At 73.1% G+C, this 16,918-nt stretch carries 13 protein-coding genes; 11 read left to right on the forward strand and 2 right to left on the reverse strand.

What is annotated here, in order from left to right; all coding sequences use genetic code 11:
* The first annotated feature begins 130 nt into the window (after window positions 1–130).
* The 4 genes from ACIP4O_RS14890 to mutM all read left to right on the forward strand — a co-directional run bounded on the left by ACIP4O_RS14890 (window position 131) and on the right by mutM (window position 2,832).
* Window positions 131–778 carry a YceD family protein gene (locus tag ACIP4O_RS14890; RefSeq protein ID WP_401574956.1) on the forward strand — a complete coding sequence of 216 codons (648 nt, stop codon included), beginning with the start codon at window positions 131–133 and terminating at the stop codon, window positions 776–778.
* Window positions 779–780: 2 nt separating this feature from the next.
* Window positions 781–954 carry a 50S ribosomal protein L32 gene (rpmF, locus tag ACIP4O_RS14895; RefSeq protein ID WP_007493396.1) on the forward strand — a complete coding sequence of 58 codons (174 nt, stop codon included), beginning with the start codon at window positions 781–783 and terminating at the stop codon, window positions 952–954.
* 29 nt (window positions 955–983) lie between these two features.
* The gene (gene rnc / locus ACIP4O_RS14900) at window positions 984–1,811 is read left to right on the forward strand and encodes a ribonuclease III (protein ID WP_361330203.1); all 828 of its coding nucleotides are present in this window, start codon (window positions 984–986) and stop codon (window positions 1,809–1,811) included.
* Window positions 1,812–1,977: 166 nt separating this feature from the next.
* Window positions 1,978–2,832 carry a bifunctional DNA-formamidopyrimidine glycosylase/DNA-(apurinic or apyrimidinic site) lyase gene (gene mutM, locus ACIP4O_RS14905; protein WP_401574837.1) on the forward strand — a complete coding sequence of 285 codons (855 nt, stop codon included), beginning with the start codon at window positions 1,978–1,980 and terminating at the stop codon, window positions 2,830–2,832.
* Between the two features lie 224 nt (window positions 2,833–3,056).
* On the opposite strand, the gene ACIP4O_RS14910 is transcribed toward mutM, so the two are convergent.
* The gene (locus tag ACIP4O_RS14910) at window positions 3,057–4,331 is read right to left on the reverse strand and encodes a CAP domain-containing protein (protein ID WP_401574838.1); all 1,275 of its coding nucleotides are present in this window, start codon (window positions 4,329–4,331) and stop codon (window positions 3,057–3,059) included.
* Window positions 4,332–4,466: 135 nt separating this feature from the next.
* On the opposite strand from ACIP4O_RS14910, the gene ACIP4O_RS14915 reads away from it, so the two are divergent.
* The 4 genes from ACIP4O_RS14915 (at window position 4,467) to ftsY (ending at window position 11,405) form a co-directional block, all read left to right on the forward strand.
* Window positions 4,467–4,748, forward strand: a complete 282-nt coding sequence (locus ACIP4O_RS14915; RefSeq protein WP_401574839.1) for an acylphosphatase — start codon at window positions 4,467–4,469, stop codon at window positions 4,746–4,748.
* Between the two features lie 380 nt (window positions 4,749–5,128).
* The gene (locus tag ACIP4O_RS14920; protein ID WP_361330215.1) at window positions 5,129–5,338 is read left to right on the forward strand and encodes a hypothetical protein; all 210 of its coding nucleotides are present in this window, start codon (window positions 5,129–5,131) and stop codon (window positions 5,336–5,338) included.
* Between the two features lie 682 nt (window positions 5,339–6,020).
* On the forward strand, window positions 6,021–9,962 hold the full coding sequence (locus tag ACIP4O_RS14925) for an AAA family ATPase (protein WP_401574840.1): 3,942 nt from the start codon (window positions 6,021–6,023) through the stop codon (window positions 9,960–9,962).
* Window positions 9,963–10,181: 219 nt separating this feature from the next.
* Entirely contained in the window at window positions 10,182–11,405 is a 1,224-nt protein-coding gene (gene ftsY / locus ACIP4O_RS14930; RefSeq protein ID WP_401574841.1) for a signal recognition particle-docking protein FtsY, read from the forward strand.
* A 245-nt stretch (window positions 11,406–11,650) separates the two neighbouring features.
* On the opposite strand, the gene ACIP4O_RS14935 is transcribed toward ftsY, so the two are convergent.
* Complete coding sequence (locus ACIP4O_RS14935) at window positions 11,651–12,304, reverse strand: bifunctional DNA primase/polymerase (protein ID WP_401574842.1); 654 nt, start codon at window positions 12,302–12,304, stop codon at window positions 11,651–11,653.
* Between the two features lie 539 nt (window positions 12,305–12,843).
* Here ACIP4O_RS14935 and ACIP4O_RS14940 point away from each other — a divergent pair.
* The 3 genes from ACIP4O_RS14940 to ACIP4O_RS14950 all read left to right on the forward strand — a co-directional run bounded on the left by ACIP4O_RS14940 (window position 12,844) and on the right by ACIP4O_RS14950 (window position 16,645).
* Complete coding sequence (locus tag ACIP4O_RS14940) at window positions 12,844–14,358, forward strand: hypothetical protein (protein WP_401574957.1); 1,515 nt, start codon at window positions 12,844–12,846, stop codon at window positions 14,356–14,358.
* Window positions 14,359–14,951: 593 nt separating this feature from the next.
* Window positions 14,952–16,310 (forward strand): ammonium transporter, encoded by a 1,359-nt coding sequence (locus ACIP4O_RS14945; protein ID WP_361330226.1) that lies wholly within the window; start codon window positions 14,952–14,954, stop codon window positions 16,308–16,310.
* Entirely contained in the window at window positions 16,307–16,645 is a 339-nt protein-coding gene (locus tag ACIP4O_RS14950; protein ID WP_030995537.1) for a P-II family nitrogen regulator, read from the forward strand. Before ACIP4O_RS14945 ends, ACIP4O_RS14950 begins: the two co-directional genes overlap by 4 nt.
* Window positions 16,646–16,918: the final 273 nt, after the last annotated feature.

The following is a 16,918-nucleotide window of genomic DNA, read 5'->3' on the forward strand; positions in this document are numbered from 1 at the left end:
CGGTTTGTCTCTGCCCGGACGTGGCCTAGGCCACGACATGTGGCCACAAGGTTCACGTACGCGGACGGAGCGCCCCGCCTGCCGCCGCGCAGGCCCCCCCAGATCTCAGGACCCGAACTCAGGAGCAGCTCTGAACGCCCGCCTCGACCACCGCAACCCCCTCGTGTTCGACACGCACGAGCTGGGGCGCCGTCCTGGTGCGATGCAGAAGCTCTCCCGGACGGTCCAGGCCCCGGGCGGCGACAACGTCTTCGGTATCGCCGACGTCATCGCCATCCCGGGGGACTCCCCGGTGGAGATCGATCTCCGCCTCGAATCGGTGATGGACGGAGTGCTCGTCACGGGCACCGCCCGTGCGCACGCCGAGGGGGAGTGCGTAAGGTGTCTGGAACCGCTGGAGCGCGAGCTCACCGCGGATTTCCAGGAGATGTTCTCGTACCCCGAGGCCGAAGAGCGCCACCGCCGTATGGCGGGCACCGACGCGGACTCGGACGAGGACGAGAGCATCACCCCCCTTGAGGACGGAATGTTCGACCTCGAACCCGTGCTGCGTGACGCGGTGGTGCTGTCACTGCCCATGCAGCCGGTGTGCCGGGAGGACTGCCCGGGGCTGTGCGCCGTCTGCGGTGCGCTGCTCGCGGACGACCCGGACCACCACCATGACGCCGTCGACGCACGTTGGGCGGCTTTGCAGGGACTCGCCGGGACCATGCCGGCCGGCGAGAAGGACGAGCTGGACGGCGCCGAAATCGGCGTCGACGAGAAGCAGGAGAAGTAGCCGTGGCTGTTCCGAAGCGGAAGATGTCGCGCAGCAACACGCGCCACCGCCGGTCGCAGTGGAAGGCTGCGGTCCCCACCCTGGTGGCGTGCGAGCGCTGCCACGAGCCCAAGCTCCAGCACATCGCGTGCCCGAGCTGCGGCACGTACAACAAGCGTCAGGTCCTCGAGGTCTGACGAGAGTGGCGAGAAAGGCCGAGAGGGAATTGGTTAACGCCCCTAAGAAGAAGGCGCCCCGCTCGGGCGCCTCGGCGGACACCGCGGCCTCGTCCCACACGCTCCTGGAAGGGCGGCTCGGGTATCACCTGGAGTCCGCCCTTCTGGTGCGTGCGCTCACGCACCGCTCGTACGCGTACGAGAACGGCGGTCTGCCCACCAACGAGCGCCTGGAGTTCCTCGGGGACTCCGTGCTCGGCCTGGTGGTCACCGACACGCTGTACCGCACCCACCCCGACCTCCCCGAGGGACAGCTCGCGAAGCTGCGCGCGGCGGTCGTCAACTCCCGCGCGCTCGCCGAGGTGAGCCGGGGCCTCGACCTGGGGGCCTTCATCAGGCTCGGCAGGGGCGAGGAGGGCACGGGCGGCAGGGACAAGGCATCGATCCTCGCCGACACACTGGAAGCCGTGATCGGCGCGGTCTACCTCGATCAGGGTCTCGACAAGGCGGCGGAGCTGGTGCACCGCCTCTTCGACCCGCTGATCGAGAAGTCCGCGGAACTCGGCGCGGGCCTGGACTGGAAGACCAGTCTCCAGGAACTGACCGCGATGGAGGGGCTCGGGGTTCCCGAGTACCTCGTCACCGAGGAAGGTCCCGACCACGAGAAGACCTTCACTGCTGCCGCCCGCGTCGGAGGCGTCTCGTACGGCACCGGCACCGGCCGCAGCAAGAAGGAGGCGGAGCAGCAGGCCGCCGAGTCGGCGTGGCGCGCCATCCGCGCCGCCGCCGACGCGCGTGCGGCCGAGCAGGCCGCCGCGGGCGAGGTCCCCTCGCCCGGCGACGTCGTCCCCGAGGGCGGCTCCGCTTCCACTGCCTGACACCCGACGGCACCGTCCGTCGTCCCACCCGGCACCCGCCCCGCTCCGGCCCGTACGTCCACGGGCCGGGACGGCGGGTGCCGGGTGGGTGTCGTTGGGGGCGCTCACGCCTCGTACGTCCCTTCCACCCCGCCGTTGGCGCCTTTGATCCCAGGAGAGCCGCACCGTGCCCGAACTGCCCGAGGTCGAGGTCGTCCGCAGGGGGCTCGCCCGCTGGATCGACGGGCGCACCGTCGCCGCCACGGAGGTGCTGCACCCGCGCTCCGTGCGGCGGCACGTCGCGGGCGGCGAAGACTTCGCCGCCCGCCTGAGGGGGCGGACGTTCGCGACGCCGCGCCGTCGCGGCAAGTACCTGTGGCTGCCGCTCGACGGCGGCGGCGAAGCGGTCCTCGCGCACCTCGGCATGAGCGGCCAGCTCCTCGTCCAGCCCCACGCCGCGCCCGCCGAGAAGCACCTGCGCGTCCGTATCAGCTTCGACGACGCGCTCGGTACCGAACTCCGCTTCGTCGACCAGCGCACCTTCGGCGGCCTCTCGCTCCACGAGACGGGCGAGGGCGGCGTCCCCGACGTCATCGCCCACATCGCGCGCGACCCGCTCGACCCGCTCTTCGACGACGCGGCCTTCCACGCGGCACTGCGCCGCAAGCGCACCACGATCAAGCGCGCCCTGCTCGACCAGTCGCTCATCAGCGGCGTCGGCAACATCTACGCCGACGAGGCGCTGTGGCGCGCCCGCCTCCACTACGACCGTCCCACAGCCGGCCTGACCCGCCCCGGCACCGACGAACTCCTCGGCCACGTGCGCGACGTCATGAACGCCGCTCTCGCCGTCGGCGGCACGAGCTTCGACAGCCTGTACGTGAACGTCAACGGTGAGTCGGGCTACTTCGACCGCTCCCTCGACGCCTACGGGCGCGAGGGCGAGCCGTGCCGGCGCTGCGGGACACCGATCCGGCGCGACGCGTGGATGAACCGGTCCAGTTACTACTGCCCGAAGTGCCAGCGGCGGCCGCGGGGGTGATGGGGTGGGGCGATGGGGTGGGGGGAGGTGGTGGGGGTGACGTCGCGGGGTGGGGGGCGACGTCGCGTGGAGGGGGCGCGACGTCGCGGTGCAGCGGTGTGCGCGTGGCGTATGGGACGTCGCGGCGTGCGCGACGTGTCGGCGTGGCGGCGTGCGCGACGTCGCGTAGGTAGGCGACGTGGCCGGGTCCGCGCGGCGTGCGCGTCGTGTCGGCGTGCTGTGGCTCAGAAACCGAAGTCCTGCGTCCACCAGGGGCCGCCGGAGCCGAAGTGGACGCCCACACCCAGCGTCTTGTAGTCGCAGTTGAGTATGTTCGCGCGGTGGCCCGGGCTTTTCATCCAGGACTCCATGACAGCGGCGGCGTCGGCCTGGCCGCGCGCTATGTTCTCGCCGCCGAGGTTGCCGACGCCGGCCTGGTCCGCTCGGTCCCAGGGCGTGTCGCCGTCGGGGTCCGTATGGTCGAAGAAGCCGCGTGCCGCCATGTCGTCGCTGAATGCCGTGGCGAGCGAGGCGAGCGCGCCGTCCGCACGGACCGCGCTGCATCCCGTCTTGGCGCGCTCCTGGTTGACGAGGGCGAGGACGGCAGCCGCCGCCGCGCTCTCGTCACCGCTGGGCGCCGCCGCGACGGGCGGCCGCGCGGGCGCCTGTGACGCGGGCCCCGTCTTGGTGGGCGCCGCGCTCTGCGGAGGAGCCGCCGTCTTGGTGGTCCCGGTGCCGGGCGACGTGGAGGTGCCCGTACCGCCCCGCCTCGTGGCGACGGAGCGGGAGGGGCTCGGCGTGGCGTCGGCCTTGCTCTTCTTCTCGGTACGGGGCGAGGCGGACGCCGCGGGGGAGGGCGAGCCGGAACGCGCGGCGCCCCGGCTGGCCGAAGGCGTCGTACGGTCCGCCGGCGACGCCTCCTCGCCCTGCCCCTCGTCCGACGGCGCGTCGGCCGCACGGACCTTCGCGTCGTGGCCCCCGCCGAAGGAGTAGCCGCCACCGGGCACCAGCCCCGTACCGACCGCCACGGCACCCAGCGCCACCGCCGCGGACACCCCGAGCAGACCGGTGCGGACGGGCGCACCGCGCCGCTTCCGGCGATGACCGCCCGCGTCGCCGTGCTCGTCGCGGCCTATGTCGGCGACGGGATGTGCGGCGGGGCGGGGACCTGTGGAGGGGGCGAGGAAGAGCTCGGACGCGGCGTACGGGCTGGAGGGGGCGGACTTCGCGTACGGCGACGGCGCCGGATGCGTCGCGAACCTCGGGTACGGCGACGGTGCCGGGTACGTCGCGTACGTCGCGGGCGCGTAGGGGGCGGCTGGGGCCTCGTACGACGCGTGCGTCGCGTGGTCGCCGTACGTCGCGTCGTGGTCGTACGCTGCGTGGCCGGGCGCCTCGCGCGCGTCGTAGTCGTACCCGGCGTGGTCGTACCCGGCGTGGTCGGGCCCCGTGCGGGCTCCGGCCGGAGAGCCCGCCGCTGGTTCGGCGCGGCCGGCGGCTGAGCGTCGGTGGCGTCCCATGGTCCTGGCCTTCCCTCGTCACCACTGTCCCGGGCGTACTCACCCGTTCGGGTGAGTCCTCCGCGGTGCGGACCCTACGCCATGGCCCCGGGGGACGAAGTGTGCCTGAGGTGATTGGCCGGTTAGCGTGCCCTCATGGAAGACGAGGCACGGCTGACCGCGTGGGTCAGAGGAACGGTTCAGGGCGTGGGTTTCCGCTGGTTCACGCGGGCACGGGCGCTGGAGATCGGCGGACTGAGCGGTTTCGCTCTCAATGTGCGCGACGGACGCGTTCAGGTCGTCGCGGAAGGGCCGCGCGCGGCGTGCGAGGAGTTGTTGAAGTGGCTGCGGGGAAACGACACACCCGGCAGCGTCCAGGGCGTGACTGAGATCTGGGACACGCCTCGCGGCGGCTACGAGGGATTCGCGATCCGCTGATCGCCGCGTGCGCGCCCCCGCCGTGCGCCGCCGACGCTCCCCCGCGTGCTTCGGTGGCGCCGGGGAAAGCCGCTGGTGACTGCCGCGAGCCCCTTGCGCCGACCGCCGGGCGCTCGCCAGGATGACCCGCACGCCCCCACGGCTCGCGGGAGTGCGCGCGCCGTCGCCAGAAGCACCGCGCGCCCCGCGGCCGTGCCGCACCGGGGCTTGATCGTGTTGACCGTCAAACTTTTTGGTGAGACTCTGGAATCCCCGCGCACCTTAGCTGTCTGACGGGCGACGTCACAGACGGAGTGCTGCCGGACACCGCGGGTGCGGACCGAATCCCTCTCGACCCACCACCGTACTGGTCGGTCACTCAGTGTGGAGGACCACTCATCATGGCAAAGGCGCTTCTCGGTTACGTCGGCGGCTCCGACCCGCGACTCCTCGCCGAGATGCGACGGCTCCAGCAGCGCGTGCAGGACCTCGAATCCGAGCTTGTACGGATTCAGACGGAGAACGACGCGCTCGCGGCTGCCGCTTCTCAGCACGGCGGCTCTCTCCTGGAGAGCCTCGACGTACCGCAGGCGGAGCCCGCGCTCACCTGACACAAGCCGCTGCCGCACACCGCCGCGTTCCCGCGGCGGGGCGCGGGGCAGGGGCGTGACAGGTGAACCGTGCGGCCACGCCGGTACCGCCAGGGACGCTTCGGCGTCCCTTTCTTTTTACCGTCCCCCCGTCCTTCCCTCCCCGCTCGCGCCGTCCCGCTGTCCGGGTGGTCGTCCGTTCGCCGCTCGCGACCTCTTCCGCGCGGCGCGGTCGCCTCGTGCGGCCTTGCGCGAGGCCCGGGCCCGTACGCCCTCCCCGCGGCCACCTGCCGCCCTCACCCGCCCGTTCCCCGCTGTTTCCCGCCCCTCCCGGCCGTGTCTACCGACTGATCTGCCCTGCGCGCTCCGTGGTGAAACCGTGACGGTGCGCGGGACATCGCGTGGTGCCGCCCGGGCCGCTACTCCGCGTACATGACGCGGCGGGGCGCGACGCTGCGTGACGGCGTGACGGCGCAGTGGCGGGTAGCGGCGCGAGGTGACGCGGCGGTAGGAGACGTGGGGGCGACGCGACGTGGGGGCGACGCGACGCCGCGTTGCGCGACGTGCCGCGACGTGCCCGCGTCGCGGCACCCGGCGTACCCCCGCGCCGCCCCCGCTCCGAACCGCCCCGTCCCAGGTCACGTCGCGCCGCGCGCTTCGTCGGCCGTCGCCGCGCGGAGCCGGGGCGGTAGAGTCCGGCGGCGTGCACCTCAAGGCCATGACTCTGCGCGGGTTCAAGTCCTTCGCCTCCGCGACGACGCTGCGGTTCGAGCCGGGGATCACGTGTGTCGTCGGGCCGAACGGCTCCGGCAAGTCCAACGTCGTGGACGCGCTGACGTGGGTGATGGGCGAGCAGGGCGCCAAATCGCTGCGCGGCGGCAAGATGGAGGACGTCATCTTCGCCGGGACGACCGGCCGGCCGCCGCTCGGCCGCGCCGAGGTCTCGCTCACGATCGACAACAGCGACGGCGCCCTGCCCATCGAGTACGCCGAGGTCACGATCGCGCGGACGATGTTCCGCAACGGCGGCAGCGAGTACCAGATCAACGGCGACACCTGCCGCCTCCTCGACATCCAGGAACTCCTCTCCGACTCCGGCATCGGCCGCGAGATGCACGTCATCGTCGGTCAGGGGCAGCTCGACTCCGTGCTGCACGCCGACCCGATGGGGCGCCGCGCCTTCATCGAGGAGGCCTCGGGCGTCCTCAAGCACCGCAAGCGCAAGGAGAAGGCGCTGCGGAAGCTCGACGCGATGCGCGCCAACCTCGCCCGGGTCCAGGACCTCACCGACGAACTGCGCCGCCAGCTCAAACCCCTCGGCCGCCAGGCCGCCGTCGCGCGACGTGCCGCGGTCATCCAGGCGGATCTGCGCGACGCGCGCCTGCGGCTGCTCTCCGACGACCTCGTCACGCTGCGCCGCGCGCTCGACGCCGAGGTCGCCGACGAGGCCGCGCTCAAGGAGCGCAAGGAGACGGCGGAGAGCGCCCTCAAGGCGGCGCTCGCCCGCGAGGCGCGCCTGGAGGAGGCGGTCCGCGCCCTGACGCCGCGCCTCCAGAGCGCGCAGCACACGTGGTACGAGCTGTCGCGCCTCGCCGAGCGCGTACGCGGCACCGTCAGCCTCGCCGAGGCGCGCGTCACGAGCGCGACGTCCGTACCCGCCGAGGAGCGCCGCGGACGCGACCCGGAGGACCTGGAGCGCGAGGCGGCGCGCATCCGCGAGCAGGAGGCCGAACTCTCCGCGGCACTCGAAGCCGCCGAACGCGCCCTGGAGGACACCGTCGCGCACCGGGGCGAACTGGAGCGTCAGCTCGCCCTCGAGGAACGTCGCCTGCGCGACGTCAGTCGCGCCCTCGCGGACCGGCGTGAGGGCCTCGCCCGCCTCCAGGGCCAGGTGACCGCCGCGCGCGGCCGGGCCGCATCGGCGCGTGCCGAGATCGAGCGCCTCGCGACGTCGCGCGACGAGGCGCGGGAACGCGCCGACGTCGCGCACGAGGAGTACGAGCGTGTGCGCGCCGAGGTCGAGGGGCTCGACGCGGGCGACGTCGCGCGCGAGGAGCGGTACGAGGCGGCGCGCCGTGCCCGCGCGGAGGCCGACGCCGCGCACCACGACGCGCGCGACGCCGCGGCGGCGGCTGAGCGTTCCCGCGCCGCGACCGAGGCACGACGCGACGCCTTGGCCCTCGGCCTGCGCCGCAAGGACGGCACCGGCGCCCTCCTCGCGGCGGGCGACCGGCTCACCGGACTGCTCGGCCCTGCCGCCGAACTCCTCACCGTCGCACCCGGCCACGAGGCCCACGTCGCGGCCGGACTCGGCACCGCCGCCGACGCCCTCGCCGTCAACGGCCCCGACGCCGCGGCCCAGGCCCTCCGCCTCCTGCGCGAACAGGAAGCGGGCCGCGCCGTCCTGCTCCTGGCGGGCGAAGTCACGGAGGGCGCCGTGGCGTCGTACGACGCCGGTGCGCCGTGCGCGAAGGCGACGCACGACGCGACGTCAGGTGGGGCGTACGACGGGGCGTACGACGCGACGCACCGTGCGACGTCCGACGCCGCGACGTCGCGCCGCGACCTGCGCGACGTACCCGCGCCGCGCGACGTACCCGACGCCCCGGCCGCCGTAGACAAACCGGTGGCGCGCGACACCGCGTCGTACGGCGGGGCACGCGACGTCGCGCCGTACGACGGAGCACGAGACGCCGCGTACGCCGCGCCCGCGACGCCCCCCGCCCCCCGCGACGTCGCCCCGCACACACCGCCCCGCGACGTTGCCCCGCACAAACCGCCCCGCGACGTCGCGACGAACGGCGCCCCCGACGCCCCCGCCCTCCCCCTCGCCGACCTCGTCAGCGGCCCCGAGCACCTCCTCCGCGCCGTACGCCGCCTGTTGCGCGGCATGGTCGCGGTCGGCACGCTCGACGACGCGCTCGCGCTCGTCCGTACGCACCCCACGCTCATCGCGGTCACCGCCGAGGGCGACGTCCTCGGCGCGCACCTCGCGCAGGGCGGTTCGGCCGGGGCGCCGAGCCTGATCGAGGTACAGGCGTCCGTCGACGAGGCGTCCGCCGAACTCGAAGAGCTGGCGGTACGGTGCGCCGCGCTCGCCGACGCGCAGGAGGACGCCGCGATGCGTCGCGCCGAGGCCGCGGCGGCCTTGGAGGAACTGGAGCGTGAGCGGCGTACCGCGGACCGCGAGAAGTCTGCCGTCGCGCAGCGTCTCGGCGCGCTCGCCGGGCAGGCGAAGGGCGCCGCGGGGGAGGCGGAGCGCTCCGCCGCCGCGGCGGCGCGCGCGCAGGACGCGCTCGACCGCGCGGAGGCGGAGGCGGCCGAACTGGAGGAGCGCCTCGCCGTGGCCGAGGAGTCCTCGCCCTTCGGCGACGCGGGGGAGTGGGACGGCGACGAGGAACCCGACACCTCCGTACGCGACCGGCTCGCCGCCGACGGCGCCAACGCCCGCCAGACCGAGATGGAGGCCCGGCTCCAGCTCCGTACGCACGAGGAACGCGTCAAGGCATTCGCGGGCCGCGCCGACGGCCTCGACCGCGCCGCGCGCGCCGAACGCGAGGCGCGGGAGCGCGCGGAGCGGCGCCGCGCACGACTGCGCCACGAGGCGGCCGTCGCACGCGCCGTCGCCTCGGGAGCGCGGCAGCTCCTCGCACACGTCGAGGTCTCGCTCGGCCGCGCCGAGACGGAGCGCGCCGAGGCGGAGCGGTACCGCGAGGAGGCCGAACGCGAGCTGACGCACGAGCGCGAGAGCGGTCGCAGGCTGAAGGCAGAACTGGACAAGCTCACGGACTCCGTCCACCGGGGCGAGGTCCTCGGCGCCGAGAAGCGCCTGCGCATCGAGCAACTGGAGGGCAGGGCGCTCGACGAACTCGGCGTCGAGCCGAGCGTCCTGCTCGCCGAGTACGGCCCCGGCACCCTCGTACCGCCTTCGCCGCCGGCCGAGGGCGAGGAATTGCCCGAGGACCCCGAGCACCCGCGCAACCAGCCGCGCCCCTTCGTCCGCGCCGAACAGGAGAAGCGACTCAAGGAGGCCGAACGCGCCTACCAGCGGCTCGGGAAGATCAACCCGCTCGCGCTGGAGGAGTTCGCGGCGCTCGAAGAACGCCACCAGTTCCTCTCCGAGCAACTCGAAGACCTCAAGAAGACCCGCACCGACCTGCTCCAGGTGATCAAGGAGGTCGACGAGCGCGTCGAACAGGTTTTCACGGAGGCGTACCACGACACGGCGCGCGAGTTCGAGGGCGTCTTCTCGCGGCTCTTCCCCGGCGGCGAGGGCAGACTGCTGCTCACCGACCCGGAGAACATGCTCACCACCGGCGTCGAGGTCGAAGCCCGGCCGCCGGGCAAGAAAGTGAAGCGGCTCTCACTGCTCTCCGGCGGCGAACGCTCGCTGACGGCCGTCGCCCTGCTGGTCGCGATCTTCAAGGCGCGGCCGAGCCCGTTCTACGTGATGGACGAGGTCGAGGCGGCACTCGACGACACCAACCTCCAGCGCCTCATCCGCATCATGCAGGAGCTCCAGGAGAGTTCCCAGCTCATCGTGATCACGCACCAGAAGCGCACGATGGAGGTCGCCGACGCGCTCTACGGCGTCTCAATGCAGGGCGACGGCGTCTCGAAGGTCATCAGCCAACGGCTGAAGTGAGGCACGCGACGTAGGGGACGCGGCGACGCCGCGTACGCGTCGTATGCCGGGCGACGTCGCGTCGCCGGACGGGCCGCGGCGTCGCGGCGTCGTACGCGCCCAGGCCGCGCGACGTCGCGTCGCCACGTCCCGCGACGTCGCGCCGCAGCCCCCTCCCCAGCCCTCCGTCGGACGCAATCCCCGACCGTGTCCCGGCCATGGCCGATACTGGGGGGCGTTATGGACATCGTCATCCTTGCAATCATCATCGCGGTCGTCGTGATCGGTGCGATCAGCGGTCTGGTGGTGAGCGGACGCCGCAAGAAGCGGCTCCCCCCCACGCCGCCGGAGCGCACGCCGAGCGTCACCGCCCCGGAGGCCGAACCGCACGTCGGGGACGAGGCCGAGAAACCGCGCGACGAGCAGCGCCGCACGATCGAGGAGGTACCGCTTCCCGACGCGGAGGCGGCGACCTCGACGCCCGAGGCCGTCGAGGACCCGGTCGTCGCGCTGCCCCCGCGGCCCGAGATCGAGGTGCCCGAGCCCACCGCCGGGCGCCTGGTGCGCCTGCGGGCCCGTCTCTCGCGCTCCCAGAACGCCCTGGGCAAGGGGCTGCTGACCCTGCTCTCGCGCGAGCACCTCGACGAGGACACGTGGGAGGAGATCGAGGACACGCTCCTCACCGCCGACGTCGGCGTCGCGCCGACGCAGGAACTCGTCGAGCGGCTGCGCGAGCGCGTCCGCGTGCTCGGCACCCGCACCACCGACGAGCTGCGCACGCTGCTCCGTGAGGAACTCCTCACGCTCGTCGGCGCCGACACGGACCGCACCGTGCACACCGAGGCCGCGCCCGACAAACCGGGCATCGTGATGGTCGTCGGCGTCAACGGCACCGGCAAGACCACGACCACGGGCAAGCTCGCCCGCGTCCTCGTCGCGGATGGCAAGAGCGTCGTGCTCGGCGCGGCCGACACCTTCCGCGCCGCCGCGGCCGATCAGCTCCAGACCTGGGGCGAGCGCGTCGGCGCCCGCACCGTGCGCGGCCCCGAGGGCGGCGACCCGGCGTCGATCGCCTTCGACGCGGTCAAGGAGGGCATCGCCGAGAAGGCCGACGCGGTCCTCATCGACACCGCGGGCCGCCTGCACACCAAGACCGGTCTCATGGACGAGCTGGGCAAGGTCAAGCGCGTCGTCGAGAAGCAGGCGCCGGTGGACGAGGTGCTCCTCGTCCTCGACGCGACGACGGGCCAGAACGGCCTCGTCCAGGCGCGTGTCTTCGCCGAGGTCGTGTCGATCACGGGCATCGTGCTCACGAAGCTGGACGGTACGGCCAAGGGCGGCATCGTCATCGCGGTGCAGCGCGAACTCGGCGTCCCGGTCAAGCTCATCGGGCTCGGGGAAGGCGCGGACGACCTGGCCCCGTTCGAACCCGGCGCCTTCGTGGACGCCCTCATCGGCGACTGAACCGTCCGCGCGACTGAACCGTCCGCGCCATTGAACCGTCCGCGCGGCAGCGCCGGCCGCGGAGGCGGCGGCGGGCCGCGACGAAGCGCGAGGAAAGGCCCCGTGGCACACGCCTGCGGGGCCTTTTCGCTGTCTCCGTTGCGGGGTGGGCCCTGGTGCGGCGGCGGTGAGGGGGTACGCCTACGCCCGCCGCCCCCGCGCGCGGCCGCCCCAACCCCGTACCGCCCGCCCCGCCCCCTACTCCGTTACCCCCGCACCCGGTGCGCCACGTACGCGAGCGTGCCGAGCAGCAGGCGGAGCTCCGGCGGGCGCAGAGCCGTGTCGAGCGAGGGCGCGCGCAGCCAGCGCACCGGGCCGAGCCCGCCGCGGTCGGAGGGCGGCGCGGTGACGTACGTGCCGGTGCCGAGCGCGCGGAGGTCGAGGTGCGCGTCGTCCCAGCCCGTGCGGGCGAGGAGACGGGGGAGGGCCGCGGCGGAGCCCGGTGCCACGTAGAACTGCGCGCGGCCCTGCGGGGTGAGGGCGACGGGGCCGGGGGGCAGGCCCATGCGCTCCAGGCGGGCGAGGGCGTGGCGGCCGGCGCGCTCCGCGACGTCGAGCACGTCGAAGGCCGCGCCGACGGGCAGCATGAGCGCGGCACCCGGCCAGCGGGACCACGCCGCCGTCGCGTCGGCGAGCGTGGCGCCGGCCCGGACCGGACGCGCCCGGCGCAGCGGGTGCGCGCCGGGCGCCCCGCACGCCGCGTCGCCGCAGGAGCAGCCGCCCGCCTCGATCCGCGCCCCCGGCGCGACGGCCCAGCCCCACAGCCCCGTGAACTCGGCCACCGTGGTGCCCTCCGAGGAGCGTCCGCGGCGCCGCACGCCCTCGCGCTTCTCCCGAATGCCGCCGATCGTGAAGCCCATGCCCCCTCCAACGTGTCTGGAGCGTCCAACGCCGTTGACGCTCCGCCGGTTACGCACTGAACCACCGGAGTGACGCTCCGTGCGTATCGCGTGGCGTGCGGAGGGGCGCGTGTATCTGCGTGCGCGCCCCGGCGCGCTTCTGTGCGCTGCTTCCCGTTCGTCTGTCGTCAGTCAATCGTGTGAAGTCCAGGGCGAGTTATTGGCGCGGGGGTGGCGAAAGGTGGCGTTTCCCCGGGCGGGCTCGTGCGCGCGTAAGGGACGTCCTACCTTCACGGGACAGGCTCCGGCAGTGTGGCGCGCCGCGTCGGGCCATGACGAGGAGGCGTCGAACGCCGCCCGCGGATGCGGCGACGGCGCGCGTGGCGACGGCGGCGACGCGGCGTGGCGACGGCGCGTAGCGAGGGTGGCGGCGCGATCGTGCGCACCGTCGCCCCCTGGCGCGCGTGGGCGTACGCGACGTCGCGCATGCTGAGGGGGTCGGGGCCGCGTACGGCAGAGGCGCGGTGCGACGGGTGACGGATGGGGGCGTGCTCATGGACATGAGCCGGGGATTCGGTGGAACGAACAGCGAGGCCGACTACGGCGCGGGTGACGGCGTCGACAAGAAACCCAACGCACTCCTCGAATCCTGGTTCGTCCGCAGCGGCTGGTCCAAGGGCGAACTCGCGCGGCAGGTCAACCGCAGGGCGCGCCAGCTCGGAGCCGTGCACATCTCGACCGACACCTCGCGGGTACGCCGCTGGCTCGACGGTGAACAGCCGCGCGACCCGATCCCGCGGCTGCTCTCGACGCTCTTCTCGGAACGCTTCGGCTGCGCCGTCAGCGTCGAGGACCTCGGCCTGCGGCCCGTCCACCAGACACCGTCGACGGCGGGCATCGACCTGCCCTGGACGGCGCCCCAGGCCGTCGCCCTGATGAGTGAGTTCTCGCGCAGCGACCTCATGCTCGCGCGGCGCGGCTTCCTCGGCGGCTCCCTCGCGCTGACGGCGGGCGCCGCGCTCGTCGAGCCGATGCAGCGCTGGCTTCAGCCCGCGCACGGCGAACGCCTCCCCACGCTCGCCGACATCGCCACGCCCAACCGCACGGCGCGCCGCCTGTCCGAACCAGAACTCGCTCTTCTCGAATCAACGACGGTCATGTTCCGCAAGTGGGACGCCCAGAGTGGGGGCGGACTGCGCCGCAAAGCGGTCGTCGGGCAATTGCACGAGGTCACCGACCTGCTCCAGGAACCGCAGACCGCCGAGACCGGGCGCCGCCTCTTCCGCGTCGCGGCCGAACTCGGCGAACTGGCCGGTTGGATGAGCTACGACATCGGCCTCCAGCCCGCCGCGCAGAAGTACTTCGTCCTCGCCCTGCACGCGGCGAAGGAGGCCGGGGACCAGCCCCTCGGCTCCTACATCCTCTCCAACATGGCGCGTCAGATGATCCACCTCGGCCGCGCCGACGACGCGCTCGAACTCATCCACCTCGCGCAGTACGGCAGCCGCCACGAGGCGACGGGGCGCACGCAGGCGATGCTCTACGCCATGGAGGCGCGCGCCTACGCCAACCTCGCCCAGCCCGGCAAGTGCAAGCGCGCCGTACGCATCGCGGAGGACACGTACGCGGAGGCGACCGAGTCCGCGGGCGAGGAGCGCGACCCGGACTGGATCGGGTTCTTCACCGAGGCCGAACTGCACGCCGAGAACGGCCACTCCTTCCGCGACCTCGTTTACACGGCCGGGCGCCACAAGGAGTACGCCGCCCTCGCCGAGCCGCGCATCGAGCGCGCCGTCGAACTCTTCGGCAGCGACCTCGATCACCACCGTTCGTACGCGCTCAATCTCATCGGCCTCTCGACCGTCCACCTGATCAAGAAAGAACCCGAACTGAGCGCCGAACGTGCCGGCGCGGCCATCGGCATCGCCCGCAAGGTCCGCTCGGAACGCCTCAACAACCGTTTGCGCACGACGGTCGACCAGGTCGTCCGCGCCTACGGCGCCGTCCCCGAGGTCCGCCGGCTCCGCGACGAAGTGGCGCGGCAGCTTCCGGAGGACGGGGACGCGGAGGTGTAGGTGGCGGGTGGGCGGTGGGGCGTAGGGCGACGCGACGTCGCCTCCCTCCGCGCGACGCGACGTCGCCCCCGCCCGACGCGACGTGGCCCACCGTGCGACGCGGAACGTGGCGGCGCGACGTCGCCCCGCCGCGTACGCGACGTAGCGCGACCGACACGCGACGTACCCGGTCCGCCACGCGACGTCCCCCGTCCGTCATGCGACGCCCCCCGTCCGCAGCGCGACGTACCCGGTCCCCCACGCGACGCCGCGACCGCCCGATTCCGGCCATCTCCGCCCGTACGTCGCCCCTCCTCCGTCGCCGCGTCGTGCTCCGGCGCGGCATCCGGGTGGCCCGCGCAGGTATACGGACGCCGGAAGCGCGCGAGGCGTCGCGGGCCGTCCCGTAGGTTGCGCGACGATAACGACGCGGCACGGGCCCGCGTCGCGGTTCATGAACGCGTAACACGCATCGTGCCTTCGTCATGGCGGTGAAACACCGAGGGGCATCGACCGAAACCGCGCTGCGACAACCTCATGGCGCATAACGGCCCACCCCTCACGACCGCACTGGTTGAGCCCGCACGGGCCGCACCGACGACGAGGAGACGCAGATGCCCCCAGGCATTGCGCTCGCCGCAGACGCTCCCCAGCTGTCTGCCGCGAACACGGGATTCATGCTCATCTGTTCCGCCCTGGTCATGTTGATGACCCCGGCGCTGGCCTTCTTCTACGGAGGCATGGTCCGCGTCAAGAGCACTCTCAACATGCTGATGATGAGCTTCATCAGCCTCGGGATCGTCACGATCCTGTGGGTGCTCTACGGCTTCAGTCTCGCCTTCGGGACGGACAAGGGAAGCCTGATCGGCTGGAACGGCGACTTCGTCGGACTCAGCGGAATCGGCGTCGTGGAGCTCTGGGACGGTTACACCATCCCGATCTACGTCTTCGCCGTCTTCCAGCTGATGTTCGCGATCCTGACGCCCGCGCTCATCAGCGGCGCGCTCGCCGACCGCGTCAAGTTCACCGCCTGGGCGCTCTTCATCGCGCTCTGGGTCACGATCGTGTACTTCCCCGTCGCGCACTGGGTCTGGGGCACCGGCGGCTGGGCCTACGACCTCGGCGTCATCGACTTCGCCGGTGGTACGGCCGTCCACATCAACGCGGGCGCCGCGGCGCTCGGCGTCATCCTCGTCATCGGCAAGCGCGTCGGCTTCAAGAAGGACCCGATGCGGCCCCACAACCTGCCGCTCGTGATGCTCGGCGCCGGACTGCTGTGGTTCGGCTGGTTCGGCTTCAACGCCGGCTCGTGGCTCGGCAACGACGACGGCGTGGGCGCCGTGATGTTCCTCAACACACAGGTCGCCACCGGCGCCGCGATGCTCGCCTGGCTCATCTACGAGAAGATCCGCCACGGCGCCTTCACGACCCTCGGCGCGGCGTCCGGCGCCGTCGCGGGCCTCGTCGCGATCACCCCGTCCGGCGGCGCGGTCAGCCCCCTCGGCGCGATCGCCGTCGGCGCGATCGCCGGTCTGCTGTGCGCCATGGCCGTCGGGCTCAAGTTCAAGTTCGGCTACGACGACTCGCTCGACGTCGTCGGTGTCCACCTCGTCGGCGGGATCGTCGGCTCCCTGCTCGTCGGCTTCTTCGCCACCGGCGGCGTCCAGTCCGACGCCAAGGGCCTCTTCTACGGCGGCGGGCTCGACCAGCTCGGCAAGCAGGCCGCGGGCGTCTTCGGCGTCCTCGCGTACTCTCTCGTCGTCTCCGCGCTCCTCGCCTTCCTCATCGACAAGACCATGGGCATGCGAGTCGCCGAGGACGACGAGGTCTCGGGCATCGACCAGGTCGAGCACGCCGAGACCGCGTACGACTACAGCGGGGCCGGCGGCGGCTCCCTGCCCCGCAGCACATCGGCCCCGCTCGCGACCGAGACCGCGGCGGCCCCGGCGACGAACAAGAAGGTGGACGCATGAAGCTCATCACCGCGGTCGTCAAGCCGCACCGGCTCGACGAGATCAAGGAAGCCCTCCAGGCCTTCGGCGTCCACGGACTGACGGTGAGCGAGGCGAGCGGCTACGGCCGGCAGCGCGGCCACACGGAGGTCTACCGGGGCGCGGAGTACACCGTCGACCTCGTGCCCAAGATCCGCGTCGAGGTGCTCGTCGAGGACGAGGACGCCGAGCAGCTGATCGAGGTCGTGGTCAAGGCCGCCCGCACCGGCAAGATCGGTGACGGCAAGGTCTGGAGCCTCCCCGTCGAGACCGCTGTCCGCGTCCGCACCGGCGAGCGCGGCCCCGACGCACTCTGACCCCCTCCACGATGCCCGGCGCCGCCCCGACGTCCCCCGCCCCGCACGCCGCCCACGCGACGTACGGGGCGGGGGACGGGCGTATCGGGGGTACGGGACGTGGCACATGCGACGTCGCGTGGGACGGCGGGGCGGCGGGTACGGGGCGCGCCGCGCGTTCGGGCGCACGCGACGTGGCATATGCGACGTCGCGTGCGACCTGCGCTTTTACCGCGACGTCGCGACGCCGCGACGTCCGGCAGATCGCGGGAAACCGTCGCGATCACGAGAGAC

The sequence above is a fragment of the Streptomyces sp. NPDC088923 genome (assembly GCF_044749745.1).
Classification (GTDB): Bacteria; Actinomycetota; Actinomycetes; order Streptomycetales; family Streptomycetaceae; genus Streptomyces.

What these genes read in the sequence shown, in the direction of transcription:
- ACIP4O_RS14945 (WP_361330226.1), top strand. Translation starts at nt 14,952, where the DNA reads ATGCCCCCAGGCATTGCGCTCGCCGCAGACGCTCCCCAGCTGTCTGCC.
- ACIP4O_RS14910 (WP_401574838.1), bottom strand. Translation starts at nt 4,331, where the DNA reads ATGGGACGCCACCGACGCTCAGCCGCCGGCCGCGCCGAACCAGCGGCG.
- ACIP4O_RS14920 (WP_361330215.1), top strand. Translation starts at nt 5,129, where the DNA reads ATGGCAAAGGCGCTTCTCGGTTACGTCGGCGGCTCCGACCCGCGACTC.
- ftsY (WP_401574841.1), top strand. Translation starts at nt 10,182, where the DNA reads ATGGACATCGTCATCCTTGCAATCATCATCGCGGTCGTCGTGATCGGT.
- ACIP4O_RS14935 (WP_401574842.1), bottom strand. Translation starts at nt 12,304, where the DNA reads ATGGGCTTCACGATCGGCGGCATTCGGGAGAAGCGCGAGGGCGTGCGG.
- ACIP4O_RS14915 (WP_401574839.1), top strand. Translation starts at nt 4,467, where the DNA reads ATGGAAGACGAGGCACGGCTGACCGCGTGGGTCAGAGGAACGGTTCAG.
- ACIP4O_RS14950 (WP_030995537.1), top strand. Translation starts at nt 16,307, where the DNA reads ATGAAGCTCATCACCGCGGTCGTCAAGCCGCACCGGCTCGACGAGATC.
- ACIP4O_RS14940 (WP_401574957.1), top strand. Translation starts at nt 12,844, where the DNA reads ATGAGCCGGGGATTCGGTGGAACGAACAGCGAGGCCGACTACGGCGCG.